The sequence below is a fragment of the Sulfitobacter faviae genome (genome assembly GCF_029870955.1).
Lineage (GTDB): Bacteria > Pseudomonadota > Alphaproteobacteria > Rhodobacterales > Rhodobacteraceae > Sulfitobacter > Sulfitobacter faviae.
Map to the genome: position 1 here is coordinate 820,226 of NZ_PGFQ01000001.1, position 17,692 is coordinate 837,917.

The 17,692-nt window shown below is 65.2% G+C and carries 8 protein-coding genes and 4 pseudogenes; 8 read left to right on the forward strand and 4 right to left on the reverse strand.

The features are described 5' to 3' along the window. Positions 1-104 precede the first annotated feature (104 nt). From hisG to hisS, 3 genes and pseudogenes are all read right to left on the reverse strand, one after another. A complete protein-coding gene (gene hisG / locus CUR85_RS04380; RefSeq protein ID WP_067260848.1) occupies positions 105-794 on the reverse strand; it encodes an ATP phosphoribosyltransferase in 690 nt (229 codons plus the stop codon). Further along, entirely contained in the window at positions 791-1,873 is a 1,083-nt protein-coding gene (locus tag CUR85_RS04385; RefSeq protein ID WP_067260851.1) for an ATP phosphoribosyltransferase regulatory subunit, read from the reverse strand. The genes hisG and CUR85_RS04385 overlap by 4 nt, the downstream gene beginning before the upstream one ends. After that, positions 1,873-3,512 (reverse strand): annotated as a pseudogene (gene hisS, locus CUR85_RS04395) (histidine--tRNA ligase). Before hisS ends, CUR85_RS04385 begins: the two are co-directional and overlap by 1 nt. A gap of 177 nt (positions 3,513-3,689) precedes the next feature. Between hisS and CUR85_RS04400 the strand changes: the two are divergent. After that, positions 3,690-3,872: pseudogene (locus CUR85_RS04400) on the forward strand (SlyX family protein); the annotation flags it as partial. A gap of 692 nt (positions 3,873-4,564) precedes the next feature. On the opposite strand, the gene dnaE reads toward CUR85_RS04400, so the two are convergent. Then, positions 4,565-8,101 carry a DNA polymerase III subunit alpha gene (gene dnaE, locus CUR85_RS04405; protein WP_280321926.1) on the reverse strand — a complete coding sequence of 1,179 codons (3,537 nt, stop codon included), beginning with the start codon at positions 8,099-8,101 and terminating at the stop codon, positions 4,565-4,567. A 200-nt stretch (positions 8,102-8,301) separates the two neighbouring features. Between dnaE and xdhA the strand changes: the two genes are divergently transcribed. The 7 genes and pseudogenes from xdhA to CUR85_RS04440 all read left to right on the forward strand — a co-directional run bounded on the left by xdhA (position 8,302) and on the right by CUR85_RS04440 (position 17,557). Continuing rightward, positions 8,302-9,693 (forward strand): xanthine dehydrogenase small subunit, encoded by a 1,392-nt coding sequence (gene xdhA, locus CUR85_RS04410; RefSeq protein WP_067260861.1) that lies wholly within the window; start codon positions 8,302-8,304, stop codon positions 9,691-9,693. After that, a complete protein-coding gene (xdhB, locus tag CUR85_RS04415) occupies positions 9,690-12,104 on the forward strand; it encodes a xanthine dehydrogenase molybdopterin binding subunit (protein WP_067260866.1) in 2,415 nt (804 codons plus the stop codon). The genes xdhA and xdhB overlap by 4 nt, the downstream gene beginning before the upstream one ends. Then, a complete protein-coding gene (gene xdhC / locus CUR85_RS04420) occupies positions 12,101-12,856 on the forward strand; it encodes a xanthine dehydrogenase accessory protein XdhC (protein ID WP_136720549.1) in 756 nt (251 codons plus the stop codon). Before xdhB ends, xdhC begins: the two co-directional genes overlap by 4 nt. Then, positions 12,853-14,368: pseudogene (locus CUR85_RS04425) on the forward strand (ABC transporter ATP-binding protein). The gene xdhC and the pseudogene CUR85_RS04425 overlap by 4 nt, the downstream one beginning before the upstream one ends. A 42-nt stretch (positions 14,369-14,410) precedes the next feature. After that, positions 14,411-15,492: pseudogene (locus tag CUR85_RS04430) on the forward strand (ABC transporter permease). Beyond that, positions 15,492-16,412: an ABC transporter permease gene (locus CUR85_RS04435; RefSeq protein ID WP_067263609.1), complete on the forward strand. Its 921-nt coding sequence runs from the start codon at positions 15,492-15,494 to the stop codon at positions 16,410-16,412. Before CUR85_RS04430 ends, CUR85_RS04435 begins: the two are co-directional and overlap by 1 nt. Before the next feature lie 71 nt (positions 16,413-16,483). Beyond that, positions 16,484-17,557, forward strand: a complete 1,074-nt coding sequence (locus CUR85_RS04440; RefSeq protein ID WP_067263602.1) for a BMP family ABC transporter substrate-binding protein — start codon at positions 16,484-16,486, stop codon at positions 17,555-17,557. Positions 17,558-17,692: the final 135 nt, after the last annotated feature.

Here is a 17,692-nt window from a genome sequence, read left to right on the forward strand (position 1 = left end):
AAGTCTTTCGGTTAGGCGCGCGGGAAAGCGCCCCCGCGCCGGAGCGGCTCGGAAGGTGCAATGCTATGGAAGGGAAGGGAAAACCCCGTGGCTGTGACGCTACGTCAGGTCAGCTGTGCGATCAGGGTTTTCAGCGCTTTGCGGCTGTGATCCTCTAGGGGCGCCATGCGCGAGCGCCAGAGCGTCGCCTGCGATTGCAGGATCAGCCCGTCGCTGAGGATCTTCAGGTGATTGGCGCGCAGGGTTTCCCCGCTGGAGGTGATATCGGCGATGGCCTCGGCGGTCTCGTTCAGCACCGTGCCCTCGGTCGCGCCTTGGCTGTCGACCAGCGCATAGTCGGCCACGCCATGGGTGCGCAGAAATTCCCGCACCAGCCGGTGATACTTGGTGGCGATGCGCAGACGGAAGCCATGTTCGGCGCGGAAGGCGGCGGCGGCGGCGTCGAGATCATCCAGCGTGTCGACATCGACCCAAGCCTGCGGCACGGCAATGATTAGGTCGGCATGGCCGAAGTTCAACTCTTCCACCGGTTCGACCAACTGATCCCAAAGCGCCAGTTTTTCCTGCACCAGATCGGTGCCGGTGACGCCCAGATGGATCCGCCCCGCCGAGAGTTCGCGCGGGATTTCACCCGCCGAAAGCAGCACGAGCGAGACATCCTCGATCCCCTCGACCTTGCCCGCATATTCGCGGTCGGACCCTGTGCGTTGCAGGCTGACGCCGCGCGCGCCGAACCATTCAAAGGTCTTCTCCATCAGCCGCCCCTTAGACGGCACACCCAGTTTCAGCGTCATTGCCCGGCCTCCAGTTCCAGCATCAGGCCGGGGCGCATCACACCGCCCACCGCCGGGATTTCGTCGCCCTGCCCCAGCCGCCGGGTCAGCGCGTCATAGCGCCCGCCAGAGGCGATGCTGGGCAGATCGGGCCGCGAGGCGGCACGGAAGGCAAAGACGAAACCGTCGTAATATTCCATCGAAGACCGGCCATGGCTGGCCTCAAAGAGCAGCGCGTCGGTGTCGATGCCGCGGGCGCGCATTGCATCGGCGCGGGCCGCGACACGGGCCACGGCATCGCCGATGGCGGGCATGTCGACGGCCAGATCGCGCAGGCGGCTCAGCGCGTTGGGCAGGGTTTCCCGCACCTCCAACAGCGCCTCGAAAAGGTCGACCTGCTGTGCAGAGATCGGCGGCGTCTGCGCATCCTCGCGCAGGGCCGCGACGCGGGCTTCGATCTCGGCACGGGAGCGCAGCCCCACCATCGGCGCGTCGCATGTCACCTCGGCCTCGGCCAGCAACGCCTTGCGCCCCGCGGGCACAGGGCTGCGCCCGGCATAACGGTCAAGCAGCGCACGAAAGCGGCGTGGGCGCCAGATGTGGCGCATCAACGCCTGTTTGCGCGCAGGCGATGTGCCCAAGCCCTGCACCGCCGCCATCAGCACGCCGATGTCGCCGGTCACCGGGCGCACCGGCAGCCCCTGCATCGCCTCGGCGATCAGGGCGAAAACCTCGGCATCCGCCGCCGCCGGATCGGCACGGTCGAAGACCTCGAAACCCACCTGAATATACTCATTGGCGCGGTTCGGGTCGTGTTCCTGACGGCGGAAAACCTCGCCTGAATAGGTGTAGCGCGCGGGCTCGGCCCCATGGGCCATATGCATCTGCACTACGGGCACGGTGAAATCGGGGCGCAGCATCTGCTCACCGCGCAGCGCGTCCGAGGTGACATAGGCCCGGGCGCGGATATCCTCGCCATAGAGGTCCAGCAGCGTGTCCGCCGGTTGCAAGATCGGCGGCTCGACCAGAACGGCGCCCTGCCCCTCGAAAATCGCGCGCAGGGAGGCCGCGCGCGCCAGCGTTTCGGAACGTGTGGGCATCAGCTTGTCCGATCCAGAATATCGCGCACCGCTTTGATCAGATCGCCGCGCGGCATCTCATATTGGTTGGGGCGCTCTTTCCACTCGTCATGGCTGGCCTCTTGCGCCAGTTGCGCACCCAGCACCATGTCCTTGATCTGCACCACGCCGCGGTCCTTTTCGTCACCGCCCTCGATGACCACCACGGGGCTTTGCCGCTTGTCGGCGTATTTCATCTGGTTGCCGAAGTTCTTCGGATTGCCGAGGTAGACCTCGGCCCGAATGCCCGCCTGCCGCAGCTCGGCCACCATGGCTTGATAATCAGCCATGCGGTCGCGGTCCATCACGGTGACGACGACGGGGCCTGTCGCTTCGGCCTCAAGCCGCCCTTTGGCGGCCAGCGCGGCGAGAAGACGGTCAACACCGATGGAGACGCCGGTCGCTGGCACTTCCTGCCCGGTGAAACGCTTCACCAGATCGTCGTAGCGCCCCCGCCCGCGACCGAGCCGAAGTTCCGCGCGCGGCCCTTTTCGTCTTTGATCTCGAAGGTCAGTTCGGCCTCAAAGACCGGGCCGGTGTAATAGCCAAGGCCGCGCACGACCGAGGGGTCGACGACAATTCGATCGGAATGATAGCCCTGAGCATTTAAGAGATCAGCAATCTCTCCAAGCTCGTTGGCTCCTTCCAACCCCACTGCAGAACCCTCGACAATCTCTCGTAGGTAAGAAATTGTTAGCTTATTTCTTAATTCACTCGGCGCAACACCCTCGTTACTACTGTTCATAGCAACTTCTTGAGCATGATCGCGGAACTTGCGTAGGAACGGTCGCCCTTCTGCATCATTGCCCGTCATATCGTAGGAACCCAAAAGGCGGATGCGACTTTCGATTGTTTCATTTGCCCCGACAAATCTCATCACTGTGTCGACTTGCGCCTCGCCCAGCCCCGCACCTTTGGTGAAATCGCCACTGTCGTCCTTGCGGCCCTCACCCAAAAGCGCGCGCACGCCGTCGGGCCCCAGCCGGTCGAGCTTGTCGATGGCGCGCAGCACGATGCCGCGCTCAGCCTCTTTGTCGTCGCCCGAAAGCCCGGCCACTTCGAGCACGCCGTTCAGCACCTTGCGGTTGTTCACCCGCACCACATAGTCGCCACGTGCGATGCCGACTTCCTCAAGGCAGTCGGCCAGCATGGCGCAGATCTCCGCATCCGCCGCCACCGAAGGCGCGCCCACGGTATCGGCGTCGCATTGGTAGAACTGCCGGAACCGCCCCGGCCCGGGCTTCTCATTGCGCCAGACCGGGCCCATGGCGTAGCGCCGGTAGGGCATCGGCAGGTCGTTGCGGTGCTGGGCATAGACCCGCGCCAAGGGCGCGGTCAGGTCATAGCGCAGTGCGAGCCAATCGCCGGGCTTGTCGCCCTCGGCATCCTCCTGCCAAGCAAAGACGCCTTCGTTCGGGCGGTCAACGTCGGGCAGGAACTTGCCAAGCGCCTCAACCGTCTCCACGCCCGAGCTTTCCAGCGCGTCGAACCCGTAGCGGTGATAGACGGCGGCGATCTTGTTCAGCATCTCGGCCCGATGGGTCACCTCGGTCCCGAAATAATCGCGGAACCCTTTCGGGGTTTGCGCCTTGGGACGGGGGGTTTTCTTGGGCTTTGCCATGGCAAGGATCCTCGGTGCATCAATTGGCCTCGCGTCTAGCCCAAGCCCCCGCAAGAGCAAGCAACGCGGCATCCCGCCCCTGTCCCGCGCCGCCGGTCCGTGCTAGATCGCGCAAAAAGGATGCGCGCCATGACTGACCAAAGCCCTGATCACACCCCAGACCAAACAGCCGAGCATATCAGCCGCCTCGAAGAGCAGATCGCCCATCTGACCCGCGCGGTCGACGATATGTCAGAGATCGTCACCCGTCAGGAGGCCGAGATCGTCACCCTGAACCGCCGCGTCCATATGCTGATGCAGCGCGAAGGAGAGCGGGACGCTTCGGGCGGCGGCGCGGTGCTTTTGGGCGATGAGCGCCCCCGCATTACTGAGCGGCAGCGCCGCGCACCCGTCAATTGGCTGATTTCATTGCCACGGCGGCGACGGCCCCGTCGTGCACCAGCACTTCGGACCAGCGCGCGGTCTGGCCCAAACGCTCATAGGCGCTGACGAAAAAGGTGGTCTTGTCGAGTTTGCCGATCTGCCGCCCGCAGGGTTTCCCGCGCCCCGCACCGCAGAGACGGGCCTTGATCGCCTCATAGGCCGCGTCGGTCTCGGCGGTGGGCAGGTTCTCTCCCCCGGGCCGTAGTGTAGTTGCTCATAGACCGAAGGTGTGCCGAACAGCACATTGGCCGCCGTCAACTGACGCGCGCAATCATCCGCAAAGCCGGTGATGTAGAAACTGCGCGCCCCGGCGCTGCCGGGCTGCGAATCGAACAACCGATAGCCCCGCGCCGCGGGCTCCTCGACCAGTTGCCCCAATTCGCTCAGATCCAGATCGCAGACACGGGCCACCTCACCGAACGGCAGGACGGTGCCGAATGAAACCTCGGAGACCTGCGGGTTCGGCGCCGTGGGGGCCATGGCGCAGGCAGACAGCAACGCCCCCATAATCAAAAGGCCGATGCGTCGTTTCATGCTCTGCTCCCCATTGCTTGGCAGGCAGGTAGCGCAGCCACCCGCCGCCGTCCACTGGACGCGTAAATGACGCGGCGGCCGGGGCGGCGGGAAGGTCAGATTTCCTCGACCTCCATCACCCCGTCGAGCGAGCGGATCGCGCCCTTGATCTGCGGTGTCACCGGGAATTCGCGCCCCAGATCGACCTCGACCTCACCGGGCAGGCTTGGGTCCATCAGGCAGAACTGCACCGGCCCTTTGCCCGCCGCCTTCACTGCCTGACGCGCGCCGTCGAGCACATCGGCCACCGATTGAATGGCCCCCGGCCCGTCGATGAAGACGCGCAACCCCATGCTGCTCGCATCCGCCACCGCCGCGTCGATCGGCCCGATGCCGCGTGCCAGCAGCTTAAGCTGGTCGCTTTCCATCGTCGCCTCGACAGTGATGATGACCTTGGAGCCGACCTCAAGATGATCGCGCGAGGCTTCGAGCACGTCGGAGAAGATCGTCACCTCGTAGCCGCCCGTGGGGTCCGAGAGTTGCGCAAAGGCAAAGCGGTTGCCCCGCGCCGACTTGCGCTCTTGCCGCCCCGCCACCACGCCCGCGAGCCGCGCGTTCATCGCGCCGCGGGTCGAGACCTTTTCGTTGAGTTCGTCGAGCGTGAGGAAGGGCAGACCGGTCTCGCGCGCCCATTTGCGCTTCAGAGGCGGCATGTAATCGTCCAGCGGATGGCCCGAGAGGTAGAAGCCCACGGCCTTGAACTCCTCGGCCAGACGCTCCGCCGACTGCCAGTCGTCGCAGGGCAGCATCCGCGGCTCGGGCAGGTCGTCCCCCGCCTCGCCAAACAGCGAGACCTGGTTGCTGGCCTTCTGCTCGTGAATCGCCGCCGAATAGCTTACCAACCCGTCGAGCGATTGGAACACCCGCCGCCGGTTGCTGTCGAGCTGATCGAAGGCGCCCGAGCGCACCAGCATCTCCAAGGGGCGTTTGCCCACTCGTTTCAGGTCCACCCGCCGCGCGAGGTCAAAGAGCGTGGCGAAGGGCTTGTCGACGCCATCCACCTTGCGCCCCTCGGTTACCAGCCGCATCGCCTCCAGCCCGACGTTCTTCAACGCGCCCAGCGCATAGACCAGCGCGCCGTCGACCACCTTGAAGGTCGCATCCGAGCGGTTCACGCAGGGCGGCACCCACGGCAGTTCGAGATGTTTGCGCACCTCCTCGAAATAGATCGCCAGCTTGTCGGTGAGATGGATATCGCAGTTCATCACCCCGGCCATGAACTCCACGGGGTGGTTCGCCTTCAGCCATGCGGTCTGGTAGCTGACCACCGCATAGGCCGCGGCGTGGGACTTGTTGAAGCCGTAGTTGGCAAATTTCTCCAGAAGGTCGAAGACCTCCGCCGCCTTCTTCTTGTCGACGCCATTGGCCATCGCGCCCTTTTCGAACTTAGGGCGTTCCTTGGCCATCTCCTCGGCGATCTTCTTACCCATGGCGCGGCGCAATAGGTCCGCGCCGCCGAGCGAATAGCCCGCCATGACCTGCGCGATCTGCATCACCTGTTCCTGGTAAACGATGATGCCCTGGGTCTCTTCGAGGATGTAGTCGATGCTGGGGTGCACCGATTCCAACTCGCGCTTGCCGTTCTTGACCTCGCAATAGACCGGGATGTTCTCCATCGGGCCGGGACGGTAGAGCGCCACGAGGGCGACGATGTCCTCGATGCAGGTGGGCTTCATGCGCTTAAGGGCATCCATCATGCCGCTCGATTCCACCTGAAAGACCGCGACAGTCTTGGCGCTGGAATAAAGGTCGTAGGTCGCCTTGTCGTCGAGCGGGATGGTGGCCACGTCGTCGACATGGCCCTCAGGCGGCTCATAGATCTGGCGCCCGTCCGCGGCGATATGCAGATGCCGCCCGCCCGCCTTGATCTGGTCGAGCGCGTTCTGGATCACGGTCAGGGTCTTCAGACCCAGAAAGTCGAACTTCACCAGCCCGGCCTGTTCGACCCATTTCATGTTGAACTGCGTCGCCGGCATGTCCGAGCGCGGGTCCTGGTAGAGCGGTACCAGATGATCGAGCGGCCGGTCCCCGATCACCACGCCCGCCGCGTGGGTAGAGGCGTTGCGCAAAAGCCCCTCGACCTGCTGGCCGTAGGTCAGCAGCCGGTCGACGACCTCCTCGTTCTTGGCCTCCTCGCGCAGTCGCGGCTCATCCGCCAGCGCCTTCTCGATGGAGACGGGTTTCACCCCCTCCACCGGGATCATCTTCGAGAGGCGATCGACCTGCCCATAGGGCATCTGCAAGACGCGCCCGATGTCGCGCACCGCCGCCTTGGACAAAAGCGCACCGAAGGTGATGATCTGCCCCACTTTGTCGCGGCCGTATTTCTCCTGCACGTAGCGGATCACCTCCTCGCGGCGGTCCATGCAGAAGTCGATGTCGAAGTCGGGCATGGAGACCCGCTCGGGGTTGAGGAAGCGCTCGAAGAGCAGCGAGTAGCGCAGCGGGTCGAGGTCGGTGATGGTGAGTGCATAGGCCACCAGCGAGCCCGCCCCGGAGCCCCGCCCCGGCCCGACCGGGATGTCGTTGTCCTTGGCCCATTGGATGAAGTCGGCAACGATCAGGAAGTAGCCCGGGAACCCCATGCCTTCGATAATGCCCAGTTCGAAATCGAGGCGCTTCTGGTATTCCTCCACGCTCACCGCATGGGGGATCACCGCCAGACGCGCCTGAAGCCCCTCGTTGGCCATGCGGCGCAGCTCGGCGACCTCGTCGTCGGCGAACTTGGGCAGGATCGGATCGCGGCGGTAGGCCATGAAGGCGCAGCGCTTGGCGATCTCGACGGTGTTGCTCAGCGCCTCGGGCAGATCGGCAAAGAGCGTCGCCATCTCGGCTTGGGACTTGAAGTAATGCTGCGCGGTCAGACGGCGGCGTGGTTGGCTCTGGTCGACATAGGCGCCCTCGGCGATGCAGATCAGCGCGTCATGGGCCTCGTACATGTCGGGCTTAGGGAAATAGACGTCGTTGGTCGCCACCAGCGGGATGTCCATGGCATAGGCCATCTCGACAAAGCCACGCTCCGTCAGGCGCTCGGCCTCGGGCTGGCCGCCGTCTTCCGGGTGGCGCTGCAGCTCGACATAGAGCCGGTCGCCGAAGGCCTTGTGCAGCCGCCCCATCAGCGCTTCCGCCGCCGGGCGCTGGCCACCCTGCAAAAGCATCCCCACCGGCCCCGAAGGGCCGCCGGTGAGGCAAATGAGATCGGCGCTCAGCGCCTCGAGTTCCGCCAGCGTGACCTCCGCCGCCGCCCCGCCCTTGTCGAGGTAGAGGCAGGAATTGAGCTTCATCAGGTTCTCGTAGCCCAATTCACTCTGCGCCAGCAGCACCACAGGCGCGGGCGGGCGCGGTTTCTCGCCCGGCTGCACCTCGACATAGGCCACGTCGACCTGACAGCCGATGATCGGCTGCACGCCTGCGCCCGCCATAGCGACCGAGAATTCCAGCGCGGCGAACATGTTGTTGGTGTCGGTCAGCGCCAGCGCGGGCATTTCCGCGTCACGGCACATGCCGGGCAGCTTTTTCAGCCGCAGCGCGCCTTCCAGCAGGGAGTACTCGGAATGGCTGCGCAGGTGAATGAATCGGGGAGCATCTGACATGGGCGCAAACTATGCCAGCCGCCTGCCCGGCACCAGCGCCGGATGCGGCAGTGCTGCATTTTTCGCCCAAGGTATTTTTTCTTGCCAAAACGCCCCCCGCCCCGCTAGCCTGACCTCTACCTCGCCCGCGCCCGGTTCTACGCCGCATCGAACCCCGCGCATGTTTAAGGGCCACTTTGTACCGCGGCGGATGAGAACCAATGGACATCACTTTTCTTCTCAATGGAGAAGTCGTGTCACTCTCCAACGTGTCCCCGACCACCACCCTCCTTGACTGGCTGCGCGAAGAGCGTGGCCTGACGGGGACGAAAGAGGGCTGTAACGAGGGCGATTGCGGGGCCTGTTCGGTCATGATCAGCGACGAGAGCGGGCACCGCGCGCTGAACGGCTGTATCCTGTTCCTGCCGCAGATCAACGGCAAGGCGGTCACCACGGTCGAAGGCATGGCGGGCGCCGACGGCACCCTGCACCCGGTGCAGGAGACCATGGTCGAACATCACGGCAGCCAGTGTGGTTTCTGCACCCCGGGCTTCGTCGTCTCGATGGCCACGGCGCACCTCAACGGCTTGCGCGACCATGACTTGCAGCTTGCCGGCAACCTCTGCCGCTGCACCGGCTACGCGCCGATCATCCGCGCGGCCGAAGCCGCGGCGGACAAGCCCGTGCCAGACCATCTCTTGGGCCTCAAATCGAAGCTCAAGCAGGACATCCCCGCTCCCGCCAAGGCCGAGGGCGCGCCCCATGTGCAGCCCGAGAGCAGCGATGAGCTGGCCGCGTGGTACCTCGACCACCCCGAGGCGACGCTGATCGCCGGAGCGACCGACGTGGGCCTTTGGGTCACCAAGGGCTTCCGCGATCTGGGCGCCGTGGCATTCCTCAACCGCTGCGCCGATCTGCGCGGCATCACCGAGGACGAGACCGGCCTGCGCATCGGCGCCATGACGACCCTGACCGAGGTCGAGGCGAAGCTCTCCCCGCTGTTCCCCAGCTTGGGCGTGATGCTGCGCCGCTACGGCTCGACGCAGGTGCGCAACGCGGCGACTCTGGGCGGCAATATCGCCAATGGCTCGCCCATCGGTGACGGCCCGCCCGCGCTGATTGCGCTTGGTGCCACGCTGCACCTGCGCCGCGGCGACGACCGTCGCGAACTACCGCTCGAGGATTTCTTCCTCGACTACGGCAAGCAGGACCGCGCGCCGGGCGAATTTGTGGAGGCGATCACCGTGCCGCGCCAGCACGACACGCTGCGCTGCTACAAGCTGTCGAAGCGTTTCGATCAGGACATCTCTGCGGTCTGCGGCTGCATCTCGATCACCGGCAACGGTTCTGAAATCCTCACCGCCCGCGTGGCCTTCGGCGGCATGGCCGCCACCCCGAAACGCGCCGCTGCGGCTGAAGCGGCGCTCGTCGGCGAACCGTGGAGCGAAGACACCATCCGCAAGGCGATGGAGGCGATGCGCGACGACTTCACCCCGCTGTCGGACATGCGCGCCTCGGCCGCCTACCGGATGCAGGCCGCGCAGAACATGCTGCTGCGCTATTTCCACGACGCCAATGGCACCCCCACCAACCTGATGGAGGTCTCGGCATGAGCGTTGCAAAGCCCCTTCCCCATGACGCCGCGAAGCTGCATGTCACCGGCGCCGCGCGCTATGTCGACGACATCCCCACCCCGCGCGGCACGCTGCATCTGGCCTTTGGCCTCAGCCCCGTCGCGGCGGGCGATCTGACCGGTCTGGACCTTCAGGCGGTGCGCGAGGCTCCCGGCGTCGTCGCGGTGCTGTCCGCCGATGACCTCGCGCATGATTGTGACACCTCGCCCTCGAACCATGACGAGCCGCTTCTGGCGACCGATCAGGTGCACTACGCGGGCCAGCCGCTCTATCTGGTGGTGGCCACCAGCCACCTCGCCGCGCGCCGCGCCGCCCAGCTGGGCAAGCCGCAGATCACCCCGCGCGACCCGATCCTGACGGTGGAACAGGCGCTCGAAGCGAACAGCCGTTTCGAGGATGGTCCCCGCATCTACCAGAAGGGCGATGCCGAAGCCGCGCTGGCGAAGGCCAGCCGCCGCCTCTCGGGCCAGATCGAGATGGGCGGGCAGGAGCATTTCTACCTCGAGGGTCAGGCCGCCATGGCGCTGCCGCAGGACAACGGCGACATGCTGGTGCATTCCTCGACCCAGCACCCGACCGAGATTCAGCATAAAGTGGCCCATGCCATCGGTCGCCCCATGCATGCCGTGCGGGTCGAGACCCGGCGCATGGGCGGCGGTTTCGGCGGCAAGGAAAGCCAGGGCAACGCGCTCGCCATCGCCTGTTCCGTGGCCGCATCGCTGACCGGCAAGCCCTGCAAGATGCGCTATGACCGCGACGACGACATGATTGTCACCGGCAAGCGGCACGACTTCCGCATCAGCTATGACGTGGGCTTCGACGAGACGGGCCGCATCACCGCGCTGGACGTGACCCATTACACCCGCTGCGGCTGGTCGATGGACCTTTCGCTGCCCGTGGCCGACCGCGCCATGCTGCATGCCGACAACGCCTATCATCTGCGCGATATCCGCATCACCTCGCACCGTTTGCGGACCAATACCGCCAGCGCCACCGCCTTCCGCGGCTTCGGCGGGCCGCAGGGGATCGTCGGCATCGAACGGGTGATGGACCATATCGCGCATGAGCTGGGCCTCGATCCGCTCGCCGTGCGCCGGGCGAATTACTACAGCGACAACGCCCATCGTCCGACCGAGGTGGAGAACACCGGCACCGCAATCGACAACCGCACCCCGCCGGATGCCGAGGCCGATCTGTCATCACGCGGCGCGCCCCCTGCGCCCGGCGCGCAACCGTCGATCCCGGCCACCCCCTCGGACGTGCAGACCACGCCCTACCAGCAGCCGGTGACCGATTGCATTATCAACGCCGTGACCGACCGGCTGGTCGAGAGCTGCGATTACGAGGCGCGCCGCGCCGCCATCGCCGAGTGGAACGCGAAAAGCCAGCTGATGAAGCGCGGCATCGCGATCACGCCGGTGAAATTCGGCATCTCCTTCACGCTCACCCACCTCAATCAGGCGGGCGCGCTGGTGCATGTCTATCAAGACGGCTCAATCCACCTGAACCACGGCGGCACCGAGATGGGGCAAGGGCTGTTCCAGAAGGTCGCGCAGGTCGCGGCCTCGCGCTTTGGCGTCTCGCCCGAAATGGTCAAAATCACCGCCACGGATACCGCGAAAGTGCCCAATACCTCGGCCACCGCGGCCTCCTCCGGCTCGGACCTCAACGGCATGGCGGCGCAGAACGCCTGCGACACCATCCGCGACCGCATGGCCGCGCATCTGGCCGAACGCTACCAGACCACCCCCGATCAGGTGGTATTCGCCGACGGCATGGTGCGCATCGGCGGGGAGGAAATCACCTTCGCCGCCGCCGCCGCCTCGGCCTATGAGAACCGCGTGAGCCTTTCCGCCACCGGCTACTACAAGACGCCCGAGATCGAATGGGACCGGATCGCCGGACGCGGGCGGCCGTTCTACTATTTCGCCTATGGCGCGGCCTGCACCGAGGTGGTGATCGACACGCTGACCGGCGAGAACCGGATCCTGCGCACCGACATCCTGCATGACGCCGGCGCCTCGCTGAACCCGGCGCTCGACATAGGCCAGATCGAAGGCGGCTATGTGCAGGGCGCGGGCTGGCTGACGACCGAGGAACTCGTCTGGGACGAGACCGGCACCCTGCGCACCCATGCGCCCTCGACCTACAAGATCCCCGCCTGTTCGGACCGCCCGCCGGTCTTCAACGTGGCGCTTTGGGACCAGCCGAACCCGGCGCAGACCGTCTACCGCTCCAAGGCCGTGGGCGAGCCGCCCTTCATGCTGGGCATCTCGGCCTTCATGGCGCTGTCGGATGCGGTTGCGGCCTGCGGCCCGCATTATGGCGACCTGCAAGCCCCGGCCACCGCCGAGGCCGTGCTCGCCGCCGTTGGACGGGCGCGGAAATGACCGCGATCTTCGTCGAGGTCACCGCCACGCGCGGCTCGGCCCCGCGGGATGCGGGCACGGCGATGAAAGTCACGGCCGACAGTATCGACGGCACCATCGGCGGCGGGGCGCTGGAACATCAGGCCATCGCCCACGCCCGCCAGATGCTGGCCGAGGGCCGGTGCGAAGACAGCCAGACCCTGCCGCTCGGCCCCGGTCTGGGCCAGTGCTGCGGCGGCGCGGTCAGCCTGCGCTACACCACCACGCCGCGCCCGCTGGACGCGGCCACCCCCCAGCCCCTGCCGGATGTACAAGGCGACGCGCCGCTCTGGCTCTGGGGCGCGGGGCATGTGGGCCGGGCTGTGGTGGCCGCCTGCCCGCCCCGGGCCTTTGAGATCACATGGATCGACAGCGCCCGCGACCGTTTCCCCGACCAAATCCCGCCCCATGTCACCGTCACCCCCGCCGCCGACATGCCCCGGCTGGCCGCCCATGCGCCGCGCGACGCGCATCACCTGATCTTCACCTATTCCCATGACATCGACCTCGCGCTCTGTGCCGCCTTGCTCAAACGCGGGGCTGCGAGCGTCGGGTTAATCGGCTCTGACACAAAAAAGTCACGGTTTTCCCGCCGCTTGCGTGACATGGGGTTGGATCCCTCTGGCATCACCTGTCCAATTGGCGATAAATCGCTGGGCAAGCTGCCTGCGCAAATTGCCCATGGCGCGCTGATCGCCCTCATCGCCCGGACCCAGACAAAGGTTTCCGCATGACTGATTCACTTCTCGACCTCACCGGGTTGACCAAGGCCTACCCCGGCGTCGTCGCGAACGATGACGTTTCCCTGCGGATCGCTCCGGGCGAGGTTCACGCCCTGCTGGGCGAGAACGGCGCGGGCAAATCCACTTTGGTTAAAATGATCTACGGGCTGGTCAAACCAGACGCGGGCCAGATGCTAATGCGGGGCGAGAGCTTTGCCCCCACCGACCCGCACGCCGCACGGCAGGCGGGCGTGGGCATGGTGTTTCAACATTTCTCGCTTTTCGACGCGCTCAGCGTGGCGGAAAACATCGCGCTCGGCATGGAAAACCCCCGCGGATGCGCGCGCTCAGCCAACAGATTCGCGATGTGTCGGATACCTACGGCCTGCCGCTTGCGCCGGACCGCACCGTCGGTGACCTCTCAGCGGGGAGCGTCAGCGGGTTGAGATCATCCGCTGCCTGCTGCAAGAGCCGAAGCTGTTGATCATGGACGAGCCGACCTCGGTCCTGACGCCACAAGAGGTTGAAATCCTTTTCAAAACCCTGCGCAAGCTTAGCGCCGAAGGCACCGCGATCCTCTATATCTCGCACAAGCTCGAAGAAATCCGCAGCCTGTGCGACAGCGCCACGATCCTGCGCTTGGGCAAGGTCGTCGGCCATTGCACCCCGCGGGAGACATCGGCCCGCGACATGGCCGAGATGATGGTGGGCTCTGCGCTGAAAACGCCGACCCGCGACAGCAAGGAACCGGGCGAAGTGGCGCTGACGCTGAACAACCTCTCGGCCCGGTCGGCCCATGCTTTCGGCATGCCGCTGCGCGATATTTCTGTCGAGGTGCGGCGCGGCGAGGTGCTGGGCATCGGCGGCGTCGCGGGCAACGGGCAGGACGAATTGCTCAACGCGCTCTCGGGCGAAACACTGGTCGGCGCGGGCATGATCACCTTTGACGGGCGCGACATTGGCCTGCTCGGCCCCACCGCCCGCCGCGCGCTTGGCGTCTTGACCGCCCCCGAGGAGCGGCTGGGCCACGCCGCCGTGCCGGATATGTCGCTGACGGAAAACGCCATGCTGACCGGGGCCGCCCGTGAGGGGCTGGAGCGGGGCGGCATGCTCGACTGGGGCAAGGCGCGCAGCTTTGCCGAGAAGATCATCAAGACCTTCGACGTGCGCACCCCCGGCCCGGCCAACGCGGCGCGCTCGCTTTCAGGCGGCAACCTGCAAAAGTTCGTCATCGGGCGCGAGGTGCTGCAACGGCCCGAGCTGCTGGTCGTGAACCAGCCCACATGGGGGGTCGATGCCTCTGCCGCCGCCGCGATCCGGCAGGCACTGCTCGATCTCGCCTCGGGCGGGACCGCGGTGATCGTCATCAGCCAAGACCTTGATGAGTTGATGGAGATTTCCGACAATTTTGCCGCCCTGAACGAAGGCCGCCTGTCGCCCTCTCGCCCCGCGCAGGGGCTGACCGTCGAAGAGATCGGCCTTATGATGGGCGGCGCACATGGTATGGAGGTCGCGCATGTCTAAGCCGAACCTCGCATCTTTCACTCTGACCATTGGGGGTGATCTGTGATCCGCCTTGAAAAGCGTCCGCAGCCCAGTCGGGCCCTCTCGCTGTCGACACCGATCATGGCGGTGCTGGCCACTTTCATCTTCGGCGGGCTTTTGTTCGCGGCCTTGGGCAAAGACCCGATCGAGGCGCTGCAAACGATCTTTTGGCAGCCCCTGTTTGGCGATTACGCTTTTTATTACCGCCCGCAACTGCTGATCAAAGGCGCGCCCTTGGTGCTGATCGCCATTGGCCTCAGCCTTGGGTTCAAGGCGGGCATTTGGAACATCGGGGCCGAGGGGCAGTATATCATGGGCGCCCTCTTTGGCGCGGGCGTGGGGCTGGCATTCTACCCGCTTGAGGCGTGGTATATCTTCCCGCTGATGGTCATCGCCGGGGCGCTCGGCGGATGGCTCTGGGCGATGATCCCGGCCCTACTCAAGGTGCGTTTCGGCACCAATGAAATCCTCGTCTCGCTGATGCTGGTCTATGTGGCGGAACAATTCCTTGCCTCCATGTCATTGGGATTGCTGAAAAATCCCGAAGGCTACGGCTTTCCCGGCTCGCGCAACCTGCAACAATACGCTTCTGCCCATAACGCCGAACTCTTCGCAGGCTCTGGCATGCACTGGGGCGTGGTCGCAGCGCTGATCGCGGTGATCTTTGCCTATGTCCTGCTCGCACGGCACCGTCTGGGCTTTGCCATCCGCGTCACCGGGGAGGCCCCCGCGCGGCGCGCTTCTCCGGCGTGAACCCGGCGCGGCTGGTGCTGTTTTGCCTCGGCACCTCTGGCTTGCTCGCTGGTCTTGCGGGCATGTTCGAGGTCGCTGGCCCCTCGGGTCAGGTCACCATCGACTTTAACGTGGGCTATGGCTTCACCGCGATCATCGTGGCCTTCCTTGGCCGGTTGCACCCGATTGGCATCCTGCTTGCCGGGGCGCTGATGGCGCTGACCTACATCGGCGGGGATATCGCGCAGTCCAACCTCGGCCTGCCCGCCGCCGCCATTCAGGTCTTCCAAGGCATGCTCCTGTTCTTCCTGCTCGCGCTGGACGTTTTCACTCATTACCGGCTGCGCTTTGGCGCGGCGGAGGCTGCCTGATGGATCTTTCCGCAATCAACCCGCTCTTGTTCGTCGCAGGTTTCCTCGTGGCCGCGACACCGCTGATCTTCGCCGCCATCGGCGAATTGGTGGTCGAGAAATCCGGCGTGCTGAACCTTGGCGTCGAAGGCATGATGATCACCGGCGCGATCTGCGGCTTTGCCACGGCGGTCGAGACCGGATCGCCGCTTTTGGGCTTCGCCGCCGCCGCCGTGGGCGGTGCCGTGCTCAGCCTGCTCTTCGCCTTCCTGACCCAAGTGGCGCTGGCCAATCAGGTCGCCTCGGGCCTGTCGCTCACGCTCTTCGGCCTCGGCCTCTCGGCCCTGATCGGGCAGAGCTACGTCGGGATCAAGCCGCCGCGTCTGGGTGACATCGACTTCGGCCCGCTGGCCGATATCCCCGTGATCGGGCCGATCCTCTTCACCCATGACATCATCCTCTACCTCGGCATCGCGCTGGTTGCCGGGGTCTGGGCGGTGCTGAAATTCACCCGCGCGGGCCTGATCCTGCGCGCGGTTGGCGAAAGCCACGACGCGGCCCATGCGCTCGGCTACAAGGTCAAGCGCATCCGCACTGCGGCAATCCTTTTTGGCGGCGCTTGCGCGGGTTTGGGCGGGGCTTACATCAGCCTCATTCGCGTGCCGCAATGGACCGAAGGCATGACCGCTGGCATCGGCTGGATCGCCCTTGCCCTTGTCGTCTTCGCCTCCTGGAAGCCATGGCGCGCGCTTTTGGGTGCCTATCTTTTCGGCGGCATCACCCAGTTGCAGTTGAACTTGCAAGGCGCGGGCGTTGCCATTCCGGTAGAGTATCTGGCAATGTCGCCGTATATCATCACCATCATCGTTTTGGTGGTGCTGTCGGCGGACAAAAGCGCCGCGCCGGCCTCGCTGGGCCGTACCTTCCACGCCTCGAACTAGGGGCATAACGTCACGCGGCATCGCCCGCACATCAAGCCCCGGCAAAGGGGCACGCAAACAGGGGAAACCTCATGAAACTAACCACCCTTATGACCAGCGCGGCCCTTGCGCTCGGCCTTGCTTCGGGCGCTGTGGCCCAAGACAAGACCAAGGTCGGCTTTGTCTTTGTCGGCCCCGTGGGCGACGGCGGCTGGACCTATGAGCATAACGAAGGCCGTTTGGCCGTCGAAGAAGAGTTCGGCGACAAGGTCGAAACCGTCTTCGTCGAAAGCGTGGCCGAGGGCCCCGATTCCGAACGTGTGATGACGCAGATGGCGCTCGATGGTGCCGACCTGATCTTCACCACCTCCTTTGGCTACATGGACCCCACCATCAATGTCGCCAAGAAATTCCCCGATGTGAAATTCGAGCACGCCACCGGCTACAAACGCGCCGACAACGTCTCGACCTATTCCGCGCGTTTCTACGAAGGCCGCGCCATTCAGGGCCACATCGCGGGTTCCATGACCGAGAGCAACATCATCGGCTACATCGGCTCCTTCCCGATCCCGGAAGTGATCCGCGGCATCAACTCTGCCTATATCCACGCCAAGAAGGTAAACCCCGACGTTCAGTTCAAAATCGTCTGGGCCTACACGTGGTTTGACCCAGCCAAAGAAGCCGACGCCGCCAAGGTTCTGATCGAACAGGGCGCCGACGTGGTGCTGCAACACACCGATTCCACAGCACCCCAAGCGGCTGCCCAAGAAGCGGGCAACGTGATCACCTTTGGCCAAGCCTCCGACATGGCGCAATATGCCCCCAAGCCGCGCGTGTCTTCGATCATCGACAACTGGGCGCCCTATTACATCGACCGCGTTAAAGCGGTGATGGACGGCACATGGGAAAGCCAAGACACATGGGACGGCATCGGGCCGGGCATGGTCGGCATTGGTGAAATCTCCGACGCCGTGCCCGCGGAGGTGAAAGCCGAAGCGCTGGAACTGAAAGACAAGATCGCATCGGGCGAATACCACCCCTTCACCGGTCCGATCAACAAACAGGACGGCTCCGCATGGCTGGCCGAAGGCGAGACCGCAGATGACGGTACGCTGGCGGGCATGAACTTCTATGTCGAAGGCATCGAAGGCACCATTCCTGAGTAAACCGAACCGGCTCACCGACGACAGGGGCGCACGGGCAACCGCGCGCCCCTTTTTCGTCGCCGCCCCGAACGGGGCTCATGCGCGCAGTCCCGAGCGCCCCGCCGCCTGCCCCTGCGTAAACCCATTGCGCGCGAG

Excerpts from the sequence above, each read along its gene's own strand:
- hisG (WP_067260848.1), bottom strand. The coding sequence starts at position 794 with ATGACGCTGAAACTGGGTGTGCCGTCTAAGGGGCGGCTGATGGAGAAG.
- CUR85_RS04385 (WP_067260851.1), bottom strand. The coding sequence starts at position 1,873 with ATGCCCACACGTTCCGAAACGCTGGCGCGCGCGGCCTCCCTGCGCGCG.
- dnaE (WP_280321926.1), bottom strand. The coding sequence starts at position 8,101 with ATGTCAGATGCTCCCCGATTCATTCACCTGCGCAGCCATTCCGAGTAC.
- xdhA (WP_067260861.1), top strand. The coding sequence starts at position 8,302 with ATGGACATCACTTTTCTTCTCAATGGAGAAGTCGTGTCACTCTCCAAC.
- xdhB (WP_067260866.1), top strand. The coding sequence starts at position 9,690 with ATGAGCGTTGCAAAGCCCCTTCCCCATGACGCCGCGAAGCTGCATGTC.
- xdhC (WP_136720549.1), top strand. The coding sequence starts at position 12,101 with ATGACCGCGATCTTCGTCGAGGTCACCGCCACGCGCGGCTCGGCCCCG.
- CUR85_RS04435 (WP_067263609.1), top strand. The coding sequence starts at position 15,492 with ATGGATCTTTCCGCAATCAACCCGCTCTTGTTCGTCGCAGGTTTCCTC.
- CUR85_RS04440 (WP_067263602.1), top strand. The coding sequence starts at position 16,484 with ATGAAACTAACCACCCTTATGACCAGCGCGGCCCTTGCGCTCGGCCTT.